The organism is Micromonospora sp. NPDC023888 (genome assembly GCF_040639415.1).
Taxonomy (GTDB): domain Bacteria; phylum Actinomycetota; class Actinomycetes; order Mycobacteriales; family Micromonosporaceae; genus Micromonospora.
In genome coordinates, this window is the sequence record NZ_JBEZZW010000016.1 from 42,319 (window position 1) to 56,949 (window position 14,631).

A 14,631-nucleotide genomic window follows, 5' to 3' on the forward strand; every position below is an offset into this window, starting at 1 on the left:
ATGCGGGTTGTTGTTTTCGGTGCGACCGGCATGGTCGGTCAGGGCGTGTTGCGGGAGTGCCTGCTCGCCGACGACGTGCGGGAGGTGCTGACGGTCGGCCGGCGGCCGACCGGTCGACAGGATCCGAAGCTGCGGGAGCTGACGGTCGCCGACGCCGGCGAGTTGGACTCGGTGCGCGACGAGCTGACCGGCGTGGACGCCTGTTTCTACTGCCTGGGGGTGTCGTCGCTGGGTCTGGACGAGGCGGCGTACACGCGGGTCAGCTACGACTACCCGCTCGCGGCGGCGCGGCTGCTGGCCGAGGTGAGCCCGCAGGTCACGTTCATCTACGTGTCGGGTCAGGGGACCGATTCGTCGGGTCGGGGTCGGGTGATGTGGGCGCGGGTCAAGGGTCGCGCCGAGAACGCGATCATCGAGCTGCTGCCCAACGGCTATGCGGCACGACCCGGTTTCATCCAGCCGACCTACGGGGCGGTGTCGAGGACCCGGTGGTACCGGCTCGGGCACGCGGTCACGCGACCGCTCTTCCCGGTGTTGCGGCGGTTGCTGCCGAATCAGGTCACCACCACCGACGGGATCGGTCGCGCCATGCTGCGGGTGGCCCGGCAGGGCTCGCCGACCCGGGTGTTGGGCAACCGCGAGCTGAGCTGACCGGGCGCCGGTCAGGCGATCGTGGCGAGGGCCTGGGCGAGGTCGGCGCGCAGGTCTTCGGGGTCTTCCAGGCCGACCGAGAGGCGCAGGAGGCCGGCCGCTGGTTTCGCGTCGCCCTCGACGGGGCGGTGGGTGAGCGACGCCGGGTGCTGGATGAGGGTGTCGACGCCGCCGAGGGACACCGCGTGCGTGATGAGGTGGCAGGCGCCTGCGACGGCGGCCGCGGCGGGCGCGCCGCCGCGTACCTCGAAGGCGAGCAGGCTGCCGGGCCCGGCCAGTTGGCGACCGACCAGCGCCGCCGGGTCGTGCACCGAGGGGTGGTGCACCTGGTGTACGGCCGGGTGGCCGGCGAGCCAGCCGGCGAGCTTCTCGGCGGTGGCCTGCTGGGCGCGCACGCGCAGCGGCAGGGTCTGCAGGCCGCGGTGCAGCAGGTAGCCGCCGAGCGGGTGCAGGATCGCCCCGGTGACCGCGCGGACCTGACGTAGTCGCACGGCCCAGTCGGCGGAACAGGCGACGACCCCGGCGAGGACGTCGCCGTGCCCGCCGATGCTCTTGGTGGCGCTGTGCAGGACGAGGGTGGCGCCGTGCCGGGCGGGTTGTTGCAGGACCGGGGTGGCGACGGTGTTGTCGACAAGGAGCGGGACGTCGCCGGCCGCGGCGGCGAGGGCGGCGATGTCGACCAGGTCGAGGGTGGGGTTGGCGGGCGTCTCGGCGATGACCAGCGCGGTGTCGGGGCGGATGGCGGCGGCGACCTCGTCGGGGCGGGCCCAGGTGACGGTGGTGCCGAGCAGGCCGGTGGCGAGGACGTGGTCCGTTCCGCCGTAGAGGGGGCGGACGGCGACGACGTGCCGGCGGTCGTCGCGGGCGGCGGCGAGCAGCGTGGCGGTGAGGGCCGCCATGCCACTGGCGAAGGCGACGGCCTGCGCGGTGCCCTCCAGTTCGGCGAGGGCGGTTTCGAAGCGGGCGACGGTGGGGTTCCAGAGCCGTTGGTAGACGGCGCTGCCGTCGGCGGGGAGGGTGCCGCCGGTGGCGAGTTGCTCGTACGCGGCGCCGCCGTCGTCGACCGAGGGCAGCGGGTTGGTGGTGGACAGGTCGATGGGTGGTACGTGCACGCCGAGGGTGCGGAGGTCGTCGCGACCGGCGTGTACGGCCCGGGTGTCCATCGTTGTCATGCCGGTAGCGTCGAACATCCCCCGTCTGGGAAGCAATGACTCGGCAGATGATTCTGTCCGGGGCATTGGTTTCATCGGAGGATTCGGGCGAGGATGGCCGGATGCCTCCTGAGCCGAACGATGTGCGGCCGTATCCGGCCCTGGACGAGGTGGACCGGGCGATCCTGGCCGAACTGGCCGCCGATGGCCGTCTGCCGAACAACGCCCTCGCCGAGCGGGTGGGGGTGGCGCCGTCGACGTGCCTGACCCGCACCCGGGCGCTGCGGGAGCGGGGCGCGATCCGCGGTTTCCACGCCGAGGTGGACCCGGCCGCGCTCGGCCTGCCGTTGCAGGCGCTGGTGTCGGTGCGCCTGACCGCGCACGAGCGGGCGGCGGTGGATGCCTTCCGGGCCCGCTCGGTGCGGCTGCCGGGGGTGGTGTCGGTGTTCCACGTGGCCGGTGCGGAGGACTACGTGCTGCACGTGCGGGCGGCGTCCGGCGACGCGTTGCGGGACTTCGTGCTGGACCACCTGGCGGTCGACCCGGTGGTGCAGCACACCCAGACCAGTCTGATCTTCGAGCAGGCACGCGGGATGGGCTGAGCGGCGGGTGAGCTGGCCGACGAAAACCCGCGCGGCGGAACAAAACCGGCCGGTGACGGGTTTGCTGACCGTGTGATCACCGTACCGTTGTCTGTTCTTGATCTTGCTCCGGTCGCCAAGGGCACCACCGTCGGCGCGGCCCTGGAAGCCACCACCGAGCTGGCCCGCCGCACCGAGGAGCTGGGCTACCACCGGTTCTGGGTGGCCGAGCACCACAACATGCCGGCGATCGCCAGCTCCGCGCCAGCGGTGCTGCTGGCGCACCTGGCCGCGAACACCTCGACGATCCGCCTCGGGTCGGGTGGGGTGATGCTGCCCAACCACGCGCCGCTGGTGGTGGCCGAGCAGTTCGGCACCCTGGAGGCGCTGCACCCCGGTCGGATCGACCTGGGCATCGGCCGGGCCCCGGGCACCGACCAGGTGACCGCGCTGGCGTTGCGGCGCACCATGGAGGGCCTGTCCGCGGAGGGTTTCCCCCGCGAGCTTGCCGACCTGATGAACTACTTCAGCGGGGAGAAGCCGGGGCAGATCGTCGCCACGCCGGGCCGCGGTGAGCAGCCGGCCGTGTGGCTGCTGGGCTCCAGCGGTTTCAGCGCCCAGCTCGCCGGTCTGCTCGGTCTGCCGTTCTCCTTCGCGCACCACTTCAGCTCGCAGAACACCCTGCCGGCGCTGGCCCTGTACCGGCAGAACTTCCGGCCGTCGCAGTGGCTGGACAAGCCGTACGCGATGGTGGCGGTCAACGCGGTGTGCGCCGAGACCGACGAGCGGGCCGAGTGGCTGGCGGGGCCGAGCGCATTGTCGTTCCTGAAGTTGCGCTCCGGCCGGCCGGAGCCGCTGTCGACGCCCGACGAGGCGGCGGCGTACCCGTACTCCGAGATCGAGCGGGAGTTCGTCCTGGCGCGCCGCGACGGTCAGGCGCTGGGCTCGCCGGAGACGGTGCGCCGGCAGCTCACGGAGCTGGTGGAACGCACCGGCGCGGACGAGCTGATGCTGACCACGCTCGTGTACGACGTCGCCGACCGGGTGCGGTCGTACGAGTTGATTGCCGAACAGGTGGCGGGCGGTCTGCACCGGGACGCATGAAACACGATCTTCACGTCAGCGTCACCCCGCCGACCCCGTTGCTGCCTAATGTTTATACCGGTGGTGGTACGGCATCCCCGGTCGGGACGGGTCGGGAATGCCGCGGTGTGGCGCACCGGGCCGGAGCTGAGCGGATTCCGCGGCTGCGGCCCGGTGCCTGCCACCCTAGGCGACCCCGCTCGGGACCGCTAGGGGTCAGATCAACGTAGGTAGATGTTCGGGGTGGGTGGGGCGGCCATCTGGTCGCCGATGAAGAACCCCGGGTGTGGCGGCTGGTTGTAGGCGGTGTTCTGCCACGCGATCGCCACCCGATACTGCGGGTCGTGCATCAGGGTGTAGATCCGGGTGCTGGTCGGCGTGGGCGTGCTGTAGATGCGCAGGGCCCGGCTGTCGGTGGTTCGCCAGATCACCTCCTCCCGCCAGTCGCCCAGGATGTCGCCGGAGAGCGCCGGGGTGGACTTGGTGCCGTTGTTTGACGCCACCGAGCTGCCGGTGAGCAGCCGGGTCTCGCCGCCGGTGCCGTACTTGTCGATCTTCGTGCCGTCCAGCAACTCGCGGACCGGGTCGCCGTCCCACCAGGCGAGGAAGTTCATCGACGACGGCTTGCGCCCGACGTTCTGCCCGCGCGTGTTGGCCAGACCCGAGACCGCCGCCGACCAGGACTCCGCGCCGGGACTGCCGGCCCAGATGTCCGCGGAGACCCCCCGACCGTTGTCACCGGAGGCCGCTGTGGACCAGAGGATCTGACCGGTACGGGCGTCGGCGAACCAGGAGCTGGGCTTGCTGGCGTCCTCGTCGACCTTGAACACCTCCAGGCCGGCGCGGCCCGGGTCGAGGTCACCGACGTGCATCGCGTCGCCGTGCCCGTTCCCTGTCGAGTAGAGCAGCCGACCGTTGTCGTCGATGGTCGCGGCGCCGTAGACGATCTCCTGGCGGCCGTCGGCGTCGACGTCGGCGACGGAGAGCTGGTGGTTGCCCTGACCGGCGGCGGCGCCGTTGCCGGAGGCGTTCGAGTCGAACGTCCAGCGCTTGGTCAGCGTGCCGTTGCGGAAGTCCCACGCGGCGATGACCGCGCGGGTGTAGTAACCCCGGGCCATGATCAGCGAGGGGCGCTGCCCGTCCAGGTAGGCGGTGCCGGCGAGGAACCGGTCCACCCGGTTACCGTACGAGTCGCCCCAGGACGACACCGTGCCGCGCGGCGGGTCGTAGTTGACGGTGGAGAGGATCGCGCCGGTCTGGCCGTTGAACATGGTCAGGTACTCCGGGCCGGACAGCACGTAGCCGCTGGAGTTGCGGTAGTCCGCCGAGGCGGACCCGATGAGCTGGCCGGTGCCGGAACGGGTGCCGTCGGCGGTCTTCATGGCCACCTCGGCGCGACCGTCGCCGTCGTAGTCGTACACCTGGAACTGGGTGTAGTGGGCGCCGGCGCGGATGTTGCGGCCCAGGTCGATGCGCCACAACCGGGTGCCGGTGAGTGTGTACGCGTCGACGTAGACGTTGCCGGTGTAGCCGGACTGGGAGTTGTCCTTGGCGTTCGACGGGTCCCACTTGAGCACGATCTCGTAGCTGCCGTCGCCGTTGAGGTCCCCGACGGAGGCGTCACTGGCGCTGTAGGTGTAACTCTCCCCGCTGGGGGTGGTGCCACCGGCTGGGACCTGCAACGGCACGTCCAGGTAGCCCGCGCCGAACTGCAGGGCCGGCGCCGACGCCGCCTGCTCGGCGCCGCCGACCACGGCCCGCACGGTGTACGCCGAACCGGCCGCCGCGCCGCTGTCGAGGTAGTTGGTCGCGCCGGTGATCGGGCTGGCGTTGACCCTTGTCGACCCGCGGTAGAGGTTGAACGCCACCCCTGAGGTTTCGGTGCCGAGCAGTCGCCAGGAGACCAGGTTGCCACTGCCGGAGCGGACGCTGATCAACCCCCGGTCCAGGTTCTCCATCTGTTTCGCCCCGGCCGGCGGCGTGGTGGGTGGCGGCGTGGTCGGGGGTGGCGTGGTGGGTGGCGGCGTCGTCGGCGGTGGGGTGGTGGGTGGCGGCGTCGTCGGCGGTGGCGTGGTCGGCCCGTCGGTGGCCGGGGCGCCGGTGCAGGTGGTGCCGTTGAGCGCGAAGCTGGTCGGCACCGGATTGCTGCCGGTCCACGAACCGTTGAAGCCGAACCCGGCGGTGCCGTTTGTGGCGATGGCGGCGTTGTAGTCGACGTTGCGGGCCGTGACCTGGGCACCGGACTGGGTGACGGCGGCGCCCCACGCCTGGGTGACCTGCTGCCCTGCGGCGTACGACCAGGTGAGGGCCCACCCGTCGACCGGGTCGCCGAGGTTGGTGACTGTGACGTTCGCGCCGAAGCCACCCTGCCACTGGTTGGTGATCTGATAATCGACCCGGCAGCCGACGGCGGCGGCCGAGGCGACCACAGTGCCGAGGGTGCCGGCCACGACGGCGGCCGCCGTCGTGCCGGCGAGCAGGATCAGCCGATGTCTGGACGGGTGCATGGACTTCCTCCGAGGATCCGCGGGAGATCGCGGCGGCCCACCGGCCCTGCCCGGAACGCACGGTGGACCCGTCCCGCCGCTACGGCGGCGGACGGCGATCTGATCGGGGTGAACGCCCTGAACTCGCGGATCCGACTCCCCGCGAATCGTAGGGCAAGCGCTTTCCAGAGCGCAACATCGATGACCGTTGCTCCGTGCCGTACCGACCCCTTGCCCCGACGATCAATGCCTGATCAACTCCTTCGGGTGAGCGCCCCCCACATGGACCCCGCCGAGTTCCGGCGCGCCGGCCACGCCGTCGTCGACTGGATCGCCGACTACTGGACGACGCTGGAGCAACGACCGGTCGCCCCCACCGACCCGCCCGGCACGGTCGCCGCCGCGCTCCCCACCGCGCCACCCACCCTCGGCGGCGAACCCGTCGAGGCGGTCCTCGCCGACCTGGACTCGATCGTCCTGCCCGGACTGACCCACTGGCAGCACCCCGGCTTCTTCGGCTACTTCCCCGCCAACACCTCCGGCCCCAGTGTGCTCGGTGACCTGGTCAGCTCCGGGCTCGGCGTCCAGGGCATGCTCTGGGCCACCAGCCCCGCCTGCACCGAACTGGAGACGGTGCTGATGGACTGGCTCGCCCACCTGCTGGACCTGCCGCAGCGGTTCCGCTCCACCGGCACCGGCGGCGGGGTCATCCAGGACTCGGCGTCCTCGGCGACCCTGGTGGCCACCCTCGCCGCGCTGCACCGGGCCAGCGGAGGCCGCTGGCGCGACACCGGCATCGACAGGCGCTACCGCGCGTACACCTCCGTGCACGGTCACTCCTCCATCGAGAAGGCGGTGCGGATCGCCGGGCTGGGCACCGACGGCGTCCGCCCGATCGAGGTGGACCCGGACAGCCAGGCACTGCTGCCGGGCGCGCTACGCGCGGCGATCGAGGCCGACCTGGCCGCCGGCGACGTACCCGCCATCGTGGTGGCGACCATCGGCACCACGTCCACCACCGCGATCGACCCACTGCCGGAGATCGGAGCCATCTGCGCCGAGTACGGAATCTGGCTGCACGTGGACGCCGCGTACGCCGGCGCTGCCGCCGTCTGCCCCGAGCTGCGGTGGTCGCACGCCGGCCTGGAGTACGCCGATTCCTACTGCTTCGACCCGCACAAGTGGCTGCTCACCGGGTTCGACTGCGACGCGTTCTGGGTGGCCGACCGGGCCGAGCTGATCGACGCGCTGACCGTGCTGCCCGAGTTCCTGCGCAACGCGGCCTCCGAATCCGGCGCGGTGATCGACTACCGGGACTGGCAGGTGCCACTGGGCCGACGGTTCCGCGCCCTGAAGCTGTGGTTCGTGGTGCGCTGGTACGGCGCCGAAGGGCTGCGGGCGCACATCCGCTCCGGGGTGGCACTGGCCGACCGGTTCGCCAGGCGGGTCCGCGCCGACGACCGGTTCGAGCTGGCGGCGGCGCACCCCTTCGCGCTTGTCTGCTTCCGGCTGCGCGCCGACGACGACGTCAACGCCGCACTGCTGGCCGAGGTGAACGCCACCGGACGGGTACTCCTGACGCACACCCGCGTCGCCGGCCGCTACACGCTACGACTGGCGGTCGGCTCTCCGCAGAGCACCGAGGCACACGTCGACGAGGCCTGGTCCCTGCTCTCCGAGGCGGCCGACAACCTGCTCACCCCGTAAGCCCCGCGGCGCCCCACGTGCCGCCTCTGCCGCGCCGCGTGCCCCCCGCGTGCCGCGCCTGCCGCGCCAAGATCTACGCAAGTTCCCTGATGTTGCTGTCTCAGACGCGTCGGAGACAGCAACATCCCTGATATTGCGCGGATCTTGACGATGAGCACCTGCCGGAGAGATCGGGAGCGGGTGTCGGAACGCCCTCGGCCGTCAAGGTCATGCTCGATCCGGGACGTAGTGGTTACCAAGTGTCGGGAAGCCACTACATCCACGATCGAGCACGATCTCGGCGCGGCAACCACGACGTTTGACCGGGCAAACGCCGCGCGCCCCGGGGGGCGGCGTTCAGCGACGGGTGGGCGTACCCGTGGTGGCGAGACCGACCGCGAGGGCGGAAGCATCGGCGGGGAACTCGGTGGGCACGGTCTCGGCGGGGGAAGCGTTCGTGGCCTGGGCGGCTTCGGCGCGGCTGTGGCGGGTGCGGCGAAGGGCACGCACGGCCAGCACCAGGGCGGCCAGCCAACCGGCGGCCAACAGGGTGTACAGGACAGGGCGGACCGGGCCGTCGAGTTCGGCGGCGCGGATCAGCGTGCGGGCGTTGGTCAGCACGATCGCGCCGCCGACCGCCGCACCGAGCAGTTGGGCGGGCACGATGCGCACCAGCCAGGCGGCCAGGGGTGCGGCGATGAGCCCGCCGATCAGCAACGCGGCGACGGTCGGGAGCAGGAACCCTTCGGAGCCCAGCCCGATCAGGAAGCCGACACTTGCCGCACCGGCCACGACGAACTCGGCGGTGTCCACCGAGCCGATCACCTTCCGGGGCTCCATGCGACCGGAGACCAGCAGCGCCGGGGTGGCCACCGGGCCCCACCCGCCGCCGCCGGTCGCGTCGACGAAGCCGGCGACAAGGCCCAAGGGTCCGAGGAAACGTCCGCGTAGCCGGCTGCCGACCCGGTCGGTACGCAGCGGTCGGGCGAAGCGGACCAGCAGGTACGCGCCGAGCGTGAAGAGGATGCCCGCCATCCACGGCGCGGCCGCCTTGGTCGAGATCGAGCTGAGCAGGGTGGCACCGGCGAAGGCACCGATGGCGCCGGGCAGGGCGATGCGGGTCACCACCCGCCAGTCGACGTTGCCGAAGCGCCAGTGCGCGACCCCGGCGGCGAGCGTGGTGCCGATCTCGGCCAGGTGCACCGAGGCCGAGGCGGCGGCCGGGGCGACCCCGGCGACCAGCAGCAGAGTGGACGAGGTCAGCCCGTACGCCATACCGAGCGAGCCGTCGATCAGCTGCGCGGCGAGCCCGACCAGAGCGAGAACCAGCAGCTTGCGCACGAGCGCCCCCTGACTTTTCGGTATCTCCTATCGACTTGGTCGACAATGCGCCACGGGGCGGCCGGGGTCAAGCCTCTGATCGGTGGATGGGACGCCGCCGTGCGACACGGGCTACCCGGCGACGGGAGCGACGCCGGCAACCGGCCCGACCGCGGGCGACCGGCGCAACGGGCACGACCCGCATACCCGGCCCGACGTTGGCAACGGGCGTGACGCGGGCAAACGCGCGCCACGCGGCGACGAGTGGGCCGGCGCTCAGATCCAGGCGCGTGGGTCGGCGACCAGCTCGGTGATCCGCGCGGGCAGGGTGCCCGCAGCCACGTCGGCGACGCTGACCAGCTCCAGGATCTCCCGTTCGCTGGCCCGCAGCGCGATCCAGACCTCCTGGAGCGCGCGGGCCGGGCCGTGGTAGCCGAGCTGCTCAGGGCGTTGCCCGCGGACGTGGGCGAGTGGTCCGTCGATCACCCGGATCACCTCGGCGAGCGAGATCTCCTCGGCCGGGCGGGCCAACCAGTAGCCACCCTCCGGGCCGCGCTGGGCGTGCACGATGCCGCCCCGACGCAGTTGCAGCAGGATGCTCTCCAGGAACTTCGGGGGGATCTCCTGGGCACGGGCGATCTGGTCGGCCGTGACGGGCCGGCCGCGCCCAGGGCCACTGGCCGTCGCGGCAAGCTCGGCGGCCGCGCGGAGGGCGTAGTCGACCCGGGCGGAGAGGCGCATGTCGGCAAGGTTAGCCCCCGGTCAACCGGCCGGGCGGGCCGCCCTCGGCCGATCGGACACGTATCGATGGGACCCGTGCAATTCGCGCCGTTTCCGGGCCTCGACGAGGAGCAGTCAAAGCCCTCCATGATCCACCGTAAGGTGGGGGCCGGAATGCCGACATGGAGCGTCCTTATGCTGGGCGGGAGCGCGACCGCCAGACCGTTGCAGCGGTGTCGGGCAGCACATTGATAAACGTCGGGGGAAGGCAACACGATGACCGATACCGCCACACGCACCTGGGATGGCATGACCATCCCGGTCGCTGGCACCTATCTTCTCGATCAGGCGCACAAGCGGATCGGTTTCCTGTCCCGGCACATGATGGTGAGCCCGGTGCGCGGCGAGTTCGCCGAGGCCACCGCACAGATCTTCGTGGCGGAGGACCCGCTGCTCTCCTCGGTGACGGCGACCATCTCCGCGTCGAGCATCACCACCGGCAGCATCGACCGGGACACGCATCTGAAGAGTGCCGACTTCCTCGACGTGGAGCGCTATCCCACCCTGGAATATCGAAGCACCGGCATCAAATGGCAGGGCCAGGAGGATCCCATCTTCCAATGGGCCCGTCTACGTAACCACCGGCTGGGTGGACGAGGCCGGAGTCCGATTGTCCCGCCGCAGTCCGAGGGCACCCCCGGGCGATTCGTGCTGACCGGTGAGTTGACCGTGAAAGGAATCACCCGGGCTGTCGACCTGGAGGTGAATTTCGGCGGCGCGCGCCGTGATCCGTACGGGCAGAACATCTTCGGGTTCAGCGCGACGGCCGAGATCAACCGCGAGGACTACGGCCTGCTCTGGAATGTGCTGTTGGAGAGCGGCGGGGTCCTGGTGGGCAAGACGGTGCAGATCGAGATCGCCGGCGAGGCCATCCACCAGGCCTGACCAGCGTGCGCACCACCCCCGGGGTCTGGCGGGGACCGGGGACGACAGCGACCGCGTCAGGCGCCCACGCGGCGCAGCAGACCCTCCTGGACGGCGCTGGCGATCTGCTGGCCGTCGGTGGTGAACATCCGGCCGGTGGCCAGCCCACGCGCACCGGACGCCGACGGGCTCAGACAGTCGTAGAGGAACCACTCGTCGGCGCGGAACGGCCGGTGGAACCAGAGCGCGTGGTCCAGGCTCGCGCCGACCAGCCCGCCCGGCCCCCACACCTCACCGTGCGCGGAGAGCACCGAGTCCAGCAGGGTGAGGTCCGAGGCGTAGGTGAGCGCGCAGGCGTGCAGCAGCGGATCGTCCGGCAGCTTGCCGTCGATGCGCATCCAGACGCGCTGGTGCGGGTCGGCCGGCCGGTCGCCGGGACGGACCCAACCGGGCTCGCCGACGTAGCGCACGTCGATCGGTCGCGGGATCTGACCCCAGATGCCGAGCCGCTCCGGGTAGCGGGAGAGCCGGTCGGTCATCGTCGGGACGTCCTGCGGCGGCGGCACGTCCAGGGGAGCCGTGACCTGGTGGTCCAGGCCCTCCTCGGCCCGCTGGAACGACGCCGACATGAAGAAGATCGGCTTGTCGTGCTGGAGGGCGACCGCGCGGCGGACCGAGAAGGACCGGCCGTCGCGGATGTTCTCCACCTGGAACGCGATCGGCTCGGCCGGGTCACCGGGCCGGACGAAATAGCCGTGCAGCGAGTGCACGAACCGCTCCGGGTCGACCGTGCGGCCGGCGGCGACCAGGGCCTGACCGGCGACCTGGCCGCCGTACACCCGCTGCGGGCCGACCGGGGGGCTCATCCCCCGGAAGGCCATGTCCCCGGTCGGGTCGAGGTCGAGCACTTCCAGTAGCTGGTCGACCGCCGCCTGGCCGACCGCGACCCGACCGTCGCTCATTGCAGCGCCCGCGCCGACGCCGCGTCGACAAGCGAGCCGAGCTGGTGGACGCGCAGCGTGTTCGTCGAGCCGGGGGTGCCGGGCGGGCTGCCCGCCACGATCACCACGTAGTCGCCGGGGTTGGCCCGGTCGAGGCCGAGCAGCGCCTGGTCGACCTGGCGGAACATGTCGTCGGTGTGCTGCACGAACGGCATCAGGAAGGTCTCCACGCCCCAGGTGAGGGCGAGCTGGTCGCGCACCTCGGGAACCGGCGTGAACGCCAGCAGCGGCAGGTCGCAGTGCAGGCGGGACAGCCGTCGGACGGTGTCACCGGTCTGCGAGAAGGCGACCAGGGCCTTGGCGTTGATGGCGCGGGCGATGGACGAGGCGGCGACGGTGAGCGCGCCACCGTGGGTACGCGGGTCGTGCTGCAGCCGGGGCACCCCGATCGAGCCGGACTCGGTGGTCGTCACGATCTTGGCCATGGTGCTGACGGTCAGCACCGGGTACTTGCCGACGCTCGTCTCGCCGGAGAGCATGACCGCGTCCGCGCCGTCGAGCACCGCGTTGGCGACGTCGGAGGCCTCCGCCCGGGTGGGGCGGGAATTCTCGATCATGGAGTCGAGCATCTGGGTGGCCACGATGACCGGCTTGGCGTTCTCCCGGCAGAGCTGCACGGCGCGCTTCTGCACCAGGGGGACCTGGTCCAGCGGCATCTCGACACCGAGGTCACCGCGGGCGACCATCACGCCGTCGAAGGCCAGCACGATGGCCTCGAGGTGCTCCACCGCCTCCGGCTTCTCGACCTTGGCCAGCACCGGCCGGTAGACGCCCTCCTCGGCCATGATGTTGTGGACGAGCTTGATGTCCTCGGCCGAGCGGACGAAGGAGAGCGCGACCAGGTCGACGCCGAGGCTCAGGGAGAAGCGCAGGTCCTCGGCGTCCTTCTCCGACATGGCGGGCACGCTCACCGCCACGTTGGGCAGCGAGACACCCTTGTTGTTGGAGACCGGACCGCCCTCGGTGACCAGGCAGCGGATGTCGTTGCCGGTGACGTCGGTGACCTCGACGGCGACGCGACCGTCGTCGATCAGCAGGCGGTCACCGGGCTTCACCTCCTGCGGCAGCTTGCGGTAGGTGCAGGAGACCCGCTCCTTGGTGCCGAGGATGTCGTCGCCGGTGATCACGACCGAGTCGCCGGTGCGCCACTCGTGCGGGCCGTCGGCGAACCGGCCGAGCCGGATCTTGGGGCCCTGCAGGTCGGCGAGGACGGCCACCGGCTGGCCTGCCGCCTCGGACGCCTCCCGGACGAGTCGATAGACCGCCTCGTGGTCGGCGTGGCTGCCGTGGCTGAAGTTGAGCCTCGCCACGTTCATGCCGGCCTCGACGAGACCCCGGATGCGCTCCGGGGACGAGGTGGCGGGACCAAGGGTGCAGACGATCTTCGCGCGGCGTGTCACGCCCATCAGGCTAGTCTCTCCTTCAGGTCGGACTCGGGGCCGACCCATTGCAGGCAGCGGAACAGGTGTCCAACGACGCGCGGTGCGCGTCGGGCCGGCGGGCGGAACCGCACCGGGAACGTTGTGGCGACGGGCAACGGCGACCGCGCGCCGGGAATCGTACGCCTCCGTCGGTGTGCGCTGTCGGGGTGCTCCCGGGGAGGGCTCACCGTGGGTGCACCGACGGCGGCAGGGTGGGCACGGCGGTGAGCAGGTCACGGGGGTCGTAACGGCGCTTGGCCCGGCGTAGTCGCGCCCAGTTCGCGCCGTAGGCGAGCCGGACCCGGTCGGTCTCCTCCGGGGCGAGCAGGTTGGGGTAACCACCGGGCAGGGCGTGCGGGGCGAGCGCCGCCGAGGTGCGCTCGGCCCACTCCCGGTGCGGTCCGGTCTGCTCGCCGGGCGCCCAGACCGCGATGATCTCGGTCAGCAGGTGCTCGTCGCGCAGGCCGAACGCCGTGTCGGCGAGTCGGACCCGGGTGGCCGCGCCGTGGAAGTGGTGCACGGCCAGCGCCGAGAACGGCGAGCTGACCTGGCGGGCCGCGTCGACGAGCACGTCGGCCACACCGTCGGTGAGCGCGGGCAGCCAGCGGGTACGCAGCAGGTAGTGGTTGCCGTCGACCATGCCGCCGTCGAACATCCGCAGCGCGTCCGCGTACGGCATCGGGGCGATCTGGTCGACCAGTGGGGCGCCCAGCGCGCGCAACCGGTCCATCCACGGCAAGCCGGCGTCCAGGTCCGGCCCGCTGTAGAACGGACAGACGAAGATCATCGGCTCGCCGGTCGGACCGGGCAGGAAGCCGGTCATCACGGTCAGCTCGTCAGGTGCCTCGGCGGCCAGCGCGCGGTAGCCGCGCAGCACGGCCGGCGCCTCGGCCAGCGCGAACATGATCATGCCGGCGAGGACGCCGGGCAACCGGTGCGCGCGGAAACGCAGCTCGGTGACCACGCCGACGTTCCCACCGCCGCCGCGCAGCGCCCAGTACAGCTCGGCGTCGTGAAGGGGGTCGGCGGTGACCCGGCGGCCGTCGGCGAGGACCACCTCCGCGCCGAGCAGATTGTCCAGGGTCAGACCGAACCGGCCGCAGAGCGGGCCGTACCCGCCGGCGAGGGTGAGCCCGGCCACGCCCACGTCGCGGACCACGCCGGTGGGCACCACCAGGTCGTACGGGCGAGCGGCGGCGAGCAGCTCGGCTGTCGTGGCGCCACCGCCGACGGTCACCGTGGCCGCGTCCGCGTCGACCTGGACGGCACGCAGACCGGTCAGGTCGAGCACCAGGCCGCCGTCACGCAGCGCCCGGCCGGCCCAGTCGTGCCCGCCGGAGCGGACCGACAGGGGCAGGTGGCAGCGGGCGGCGATGCGGACCGCGTGGGCCACCTCGTCGGCGTCGCGGCAGTGGGCCACCAGGGCGGGCGTGCGCTGGACGGCGCCGTTCCAGAGCCGGGTGGTGGTGACGTACGCGGGATCGCCCGGCTCGTGCAGCCGGTCGCCGAACAACACACGCAGCCGGGCGGTGGCCGTCGCGACATCGGGGGTGGCGGCGGAGATCATGGCGACTCCTCGACCGGGGCCGACCATCGCTTCCGGGTGC

12 protein-coding genes are annotated in these 14,631 nt (G+C 71.8%); 5 read left to right on the forward strand and 7 right to left on the reverse strand.

Annotation, left to right across the window (positions count from 1 at the left end; translation table 11 throughout):
* A complete protein-coding gene (locus tag AB0F61_RS16675; protein ID WP_357809969.1) occupies nt 1-651 on the forward strand; it encodes an NAD-dependent epimerase/dehydratase family protein in 651 nt (216 codons plus the stop codon).
* 11 nt (nt 652-662) lie between these two features.
* On the opposite strand, the gene AB0F61_RS16680 is transcribed toward AB0F61_RS16675, so the two are convergent.
* A complete protein-coding gene (locus AB0F61_RS16680; protein ID WP_357809974.1) occupies nt 663-1,841 on the reverse strand; it encodes an aminotransferase class I/II-fold pyridoxal phosphate-dependent enzyme in 1,179 nt (392 codons plus the stop codon).
* Between the two features lie 83 nt (nt 1,842-1,924).
* Between AB0F61_RS16680 and AB0F61_RS16685 the strand changes: the two genes are divergently transcribed.
* Together AB0F61_RS16685 and AB0F61_RS16690 are read left to right on the forward strand one after the other, a co-directional pair.
* Entirely contained in the window at nt 1,925-2,404 is a 480-nt protein-coding gene (locus AB0F61_RS16685; protein WP_357809976.1) for an Lrp/AsnC family transcriptional regulator, read from the forward strand.
* 72 nt (nt 2,405-2,476) lie between these two features.
* On the forward strand, nt 2,477-3,487 hold the full coding sequence (locus tag AB0F61_RS16690; protein ID WP_357809979.1) for an LLM class flavin-dependent oxidoreductase: 1,011 nt from the start codon (nt 2,477-2,479) through the stop codon (nt 3,485-3,487).
* A 200-nt stretch (nt 3,488-3,687) separates the two neighbouring features.
* On the opposite strand, the gene AB0F61_RS16695 is transcribed toward AB0F61_RS16690, so the two are convergent.
* Entirely contained in the window at nt 3,688-5,973 is a 2,286-nt protein-coding gene (locus AB0F61_RS16695; RefSeq protein WP_357809982.1) for a cellulose binding domain-containing protein, read from the reverse strand.
* 246 nt (nt 5,974-6,219) lie between these two features.
* On the opposite strand from AB0F61_RS16695, the gene AB0F61_RS16700 reads away from it, so the two are divergent.
* A complete protein-coding gene (locus tag AB0F61_RS16700) occupies nt 6,220-7,659 on the forward strand; it encodes a pyridoxal-dependent decarboxylase (protein ID WP_357809985.1) in 1,440 nt (479 codons plus the stop codon).
* Between the two features lie 336 nt (nt 7,660-7,995).
* On the opposite strand, the gene AB0F61_RS16705 is transcribed toward AB0F61_RS16700, so the two are convergent.
* Nucleotides 7,996-8,979, reverse strand: a complete 984-nt coding sequence (locus AB0F61_RS16705) for a sulfite exporter TauE/SafE family protein (RefSeq protein ID WP_357809987.1) — start codon at nt 8,977-8,979, stop codon at nt 7,996-7,998.
* 255 nt (nt 8,980-9,234) lie between these two features.
* A complete protein-coding gene (locus AB0F61_RS16710) occupies nt 9,235-9,699 on the reverse strand; it encodes an Rrf2 family transcriptional regulator (protein ID WP_357410768.1) in 465 nt (154 codons plus the stop codon).
* Nucleotides 9,700-9,954: 255 nt separating this feature from the next.
* On the opposite strand from AB0F61_RS16710, the gene AB0F61_RS16715 reads away from it, so the two are divergent.
* Entirely contained in the window at nt 9,955-10,623 is a 669-nt protein-coding gene (locus tag AB0F61_RS16715; protein WP_357809990.1) for a YceI family protein, read from the forward strand.
* Nucleotides 10,624-10,679: 56 nt separating this feature from the next.
* On the opposite strand, the gene AB0F61_RS16720 is transcribed toward AB0F61_RS16715, so the two are convergent.
* The 3 genes from AB0F61_RS16720 to AB0F61_RS16730 all read right to left on the reverse strand — a co-directional run bounded on the left by AB0F61_RS16720 (nt 10,680) and on the right by AB0F61_RS16730 (nt 14,591).
* The gene (locus AB0F61_RS16720) at nt 10,680-11,564 is read right to left on the reverse strand and encodes an acyl-CoA thioesterase II (RefSeq protein ID WP_357809993.1); all 885 of its coding nucleotides are present in this window, start codon (nt 11,562-11,564) and stop codon (nt 10,680-10,682) included.
* A complete protein-coding gene (pyk, locus tag AB0F61_RS16725; RefSeq protein ID WP_357809995.1) occupies nt 11,561-13,009 on the reverse strand; it encodes a pyruvate kinase in 1,449 nt (482 codons plus the stop codon). The genes AB0F61_RS16720 and pyk overlap by 4 nt, the downstream gene beginning before the upstream one ends.
* 199 nt (nt 13,010-13,208) lie before the next feature.
* Complete coding sequence (locus tag AB0F61_RS16730; protein ID WP_357809998.1) at nt 13,209-14,591, reverse strand: FAD-binding oxidoreductase; 1,383 nt, start codon at nt 14,589-14,591, stop codon at nt 13,209-13,211.
* Between the last annotated feature and the right edge of the window lie 40 nt (nt 14,592-14,631).

What these genes read in the sequence shown, in the direction of transcription:
- AB0F61_RS16675 (WP_357809969.1), top strand. Translation starts at nt 1, where the DNA reads ATGCGGGTTGTTGTTTTCGGTGCGACCGGCATGGTCGGTCAGGGCGTG.
- AB0F61_RS16680 (WP_357809974.1), bottom strand. Translation starts at nt 1,841, where the DNA reads ATGTTCGACGCTACCGGCATGACAACGATGGACACCCGGGCCGTACAC.
- AB0F61_RS16685 (WP_357809976.1), top strand. Translation starts at nt 1,925, where the DNA reads ATGCCTCCTGAGCCGAACGATGTGCGGCCGTATCCGGCCCTGGACGAG.
- AB0F61_RS16695 (WP_357809982.1), bottom strand. Translation starts at nt 5,973, where the DNA reads ATGCACCCGTCCAGACATCGGCTGATCCTGCTCGCCGGCACGACGGCG.
- AB0F61_RS16710 (WP_357410768.1), bottom strand. Translation starts at nt 9,699, where the DNA reads ATGCGCCTCTCCGCCCGGGTCGACTACGCCCTCCGCGCGGCCGCCGAG.
- AB0F61_RS16715 (WP_357809990.1), top strand. Translation starts at nt 9,955, where the DNA reads ATGACCGATACCGCCACACGCACCTGGGATGGCATGACCATCCCGGTC.
- AB0F61_RS16720 (WP_357809993.1), bottom strand. Translation starts at nt 11,564, where the DNA reads ATGAGCGACGGTCGGGTCGCGGTCGGCCAGGCGGCGGTCGACCAGCTA.
- pyk (WP_357809995.1), bottom strand. Translation starts at nt 13,009, where the DNA reads ATGGGCGTGACACGCCGCGCGAAGATCGTCTGCACCCTTGGTCCCGCC.
- AB0F61_RS16730 (WP_357809998.1), bottom strand. Translation starts at nt 14,591, where the DNA reads ATGATCTCCGCCGCCACCCCCGATGTCGCGACGGCCACCGCCCGGCTG.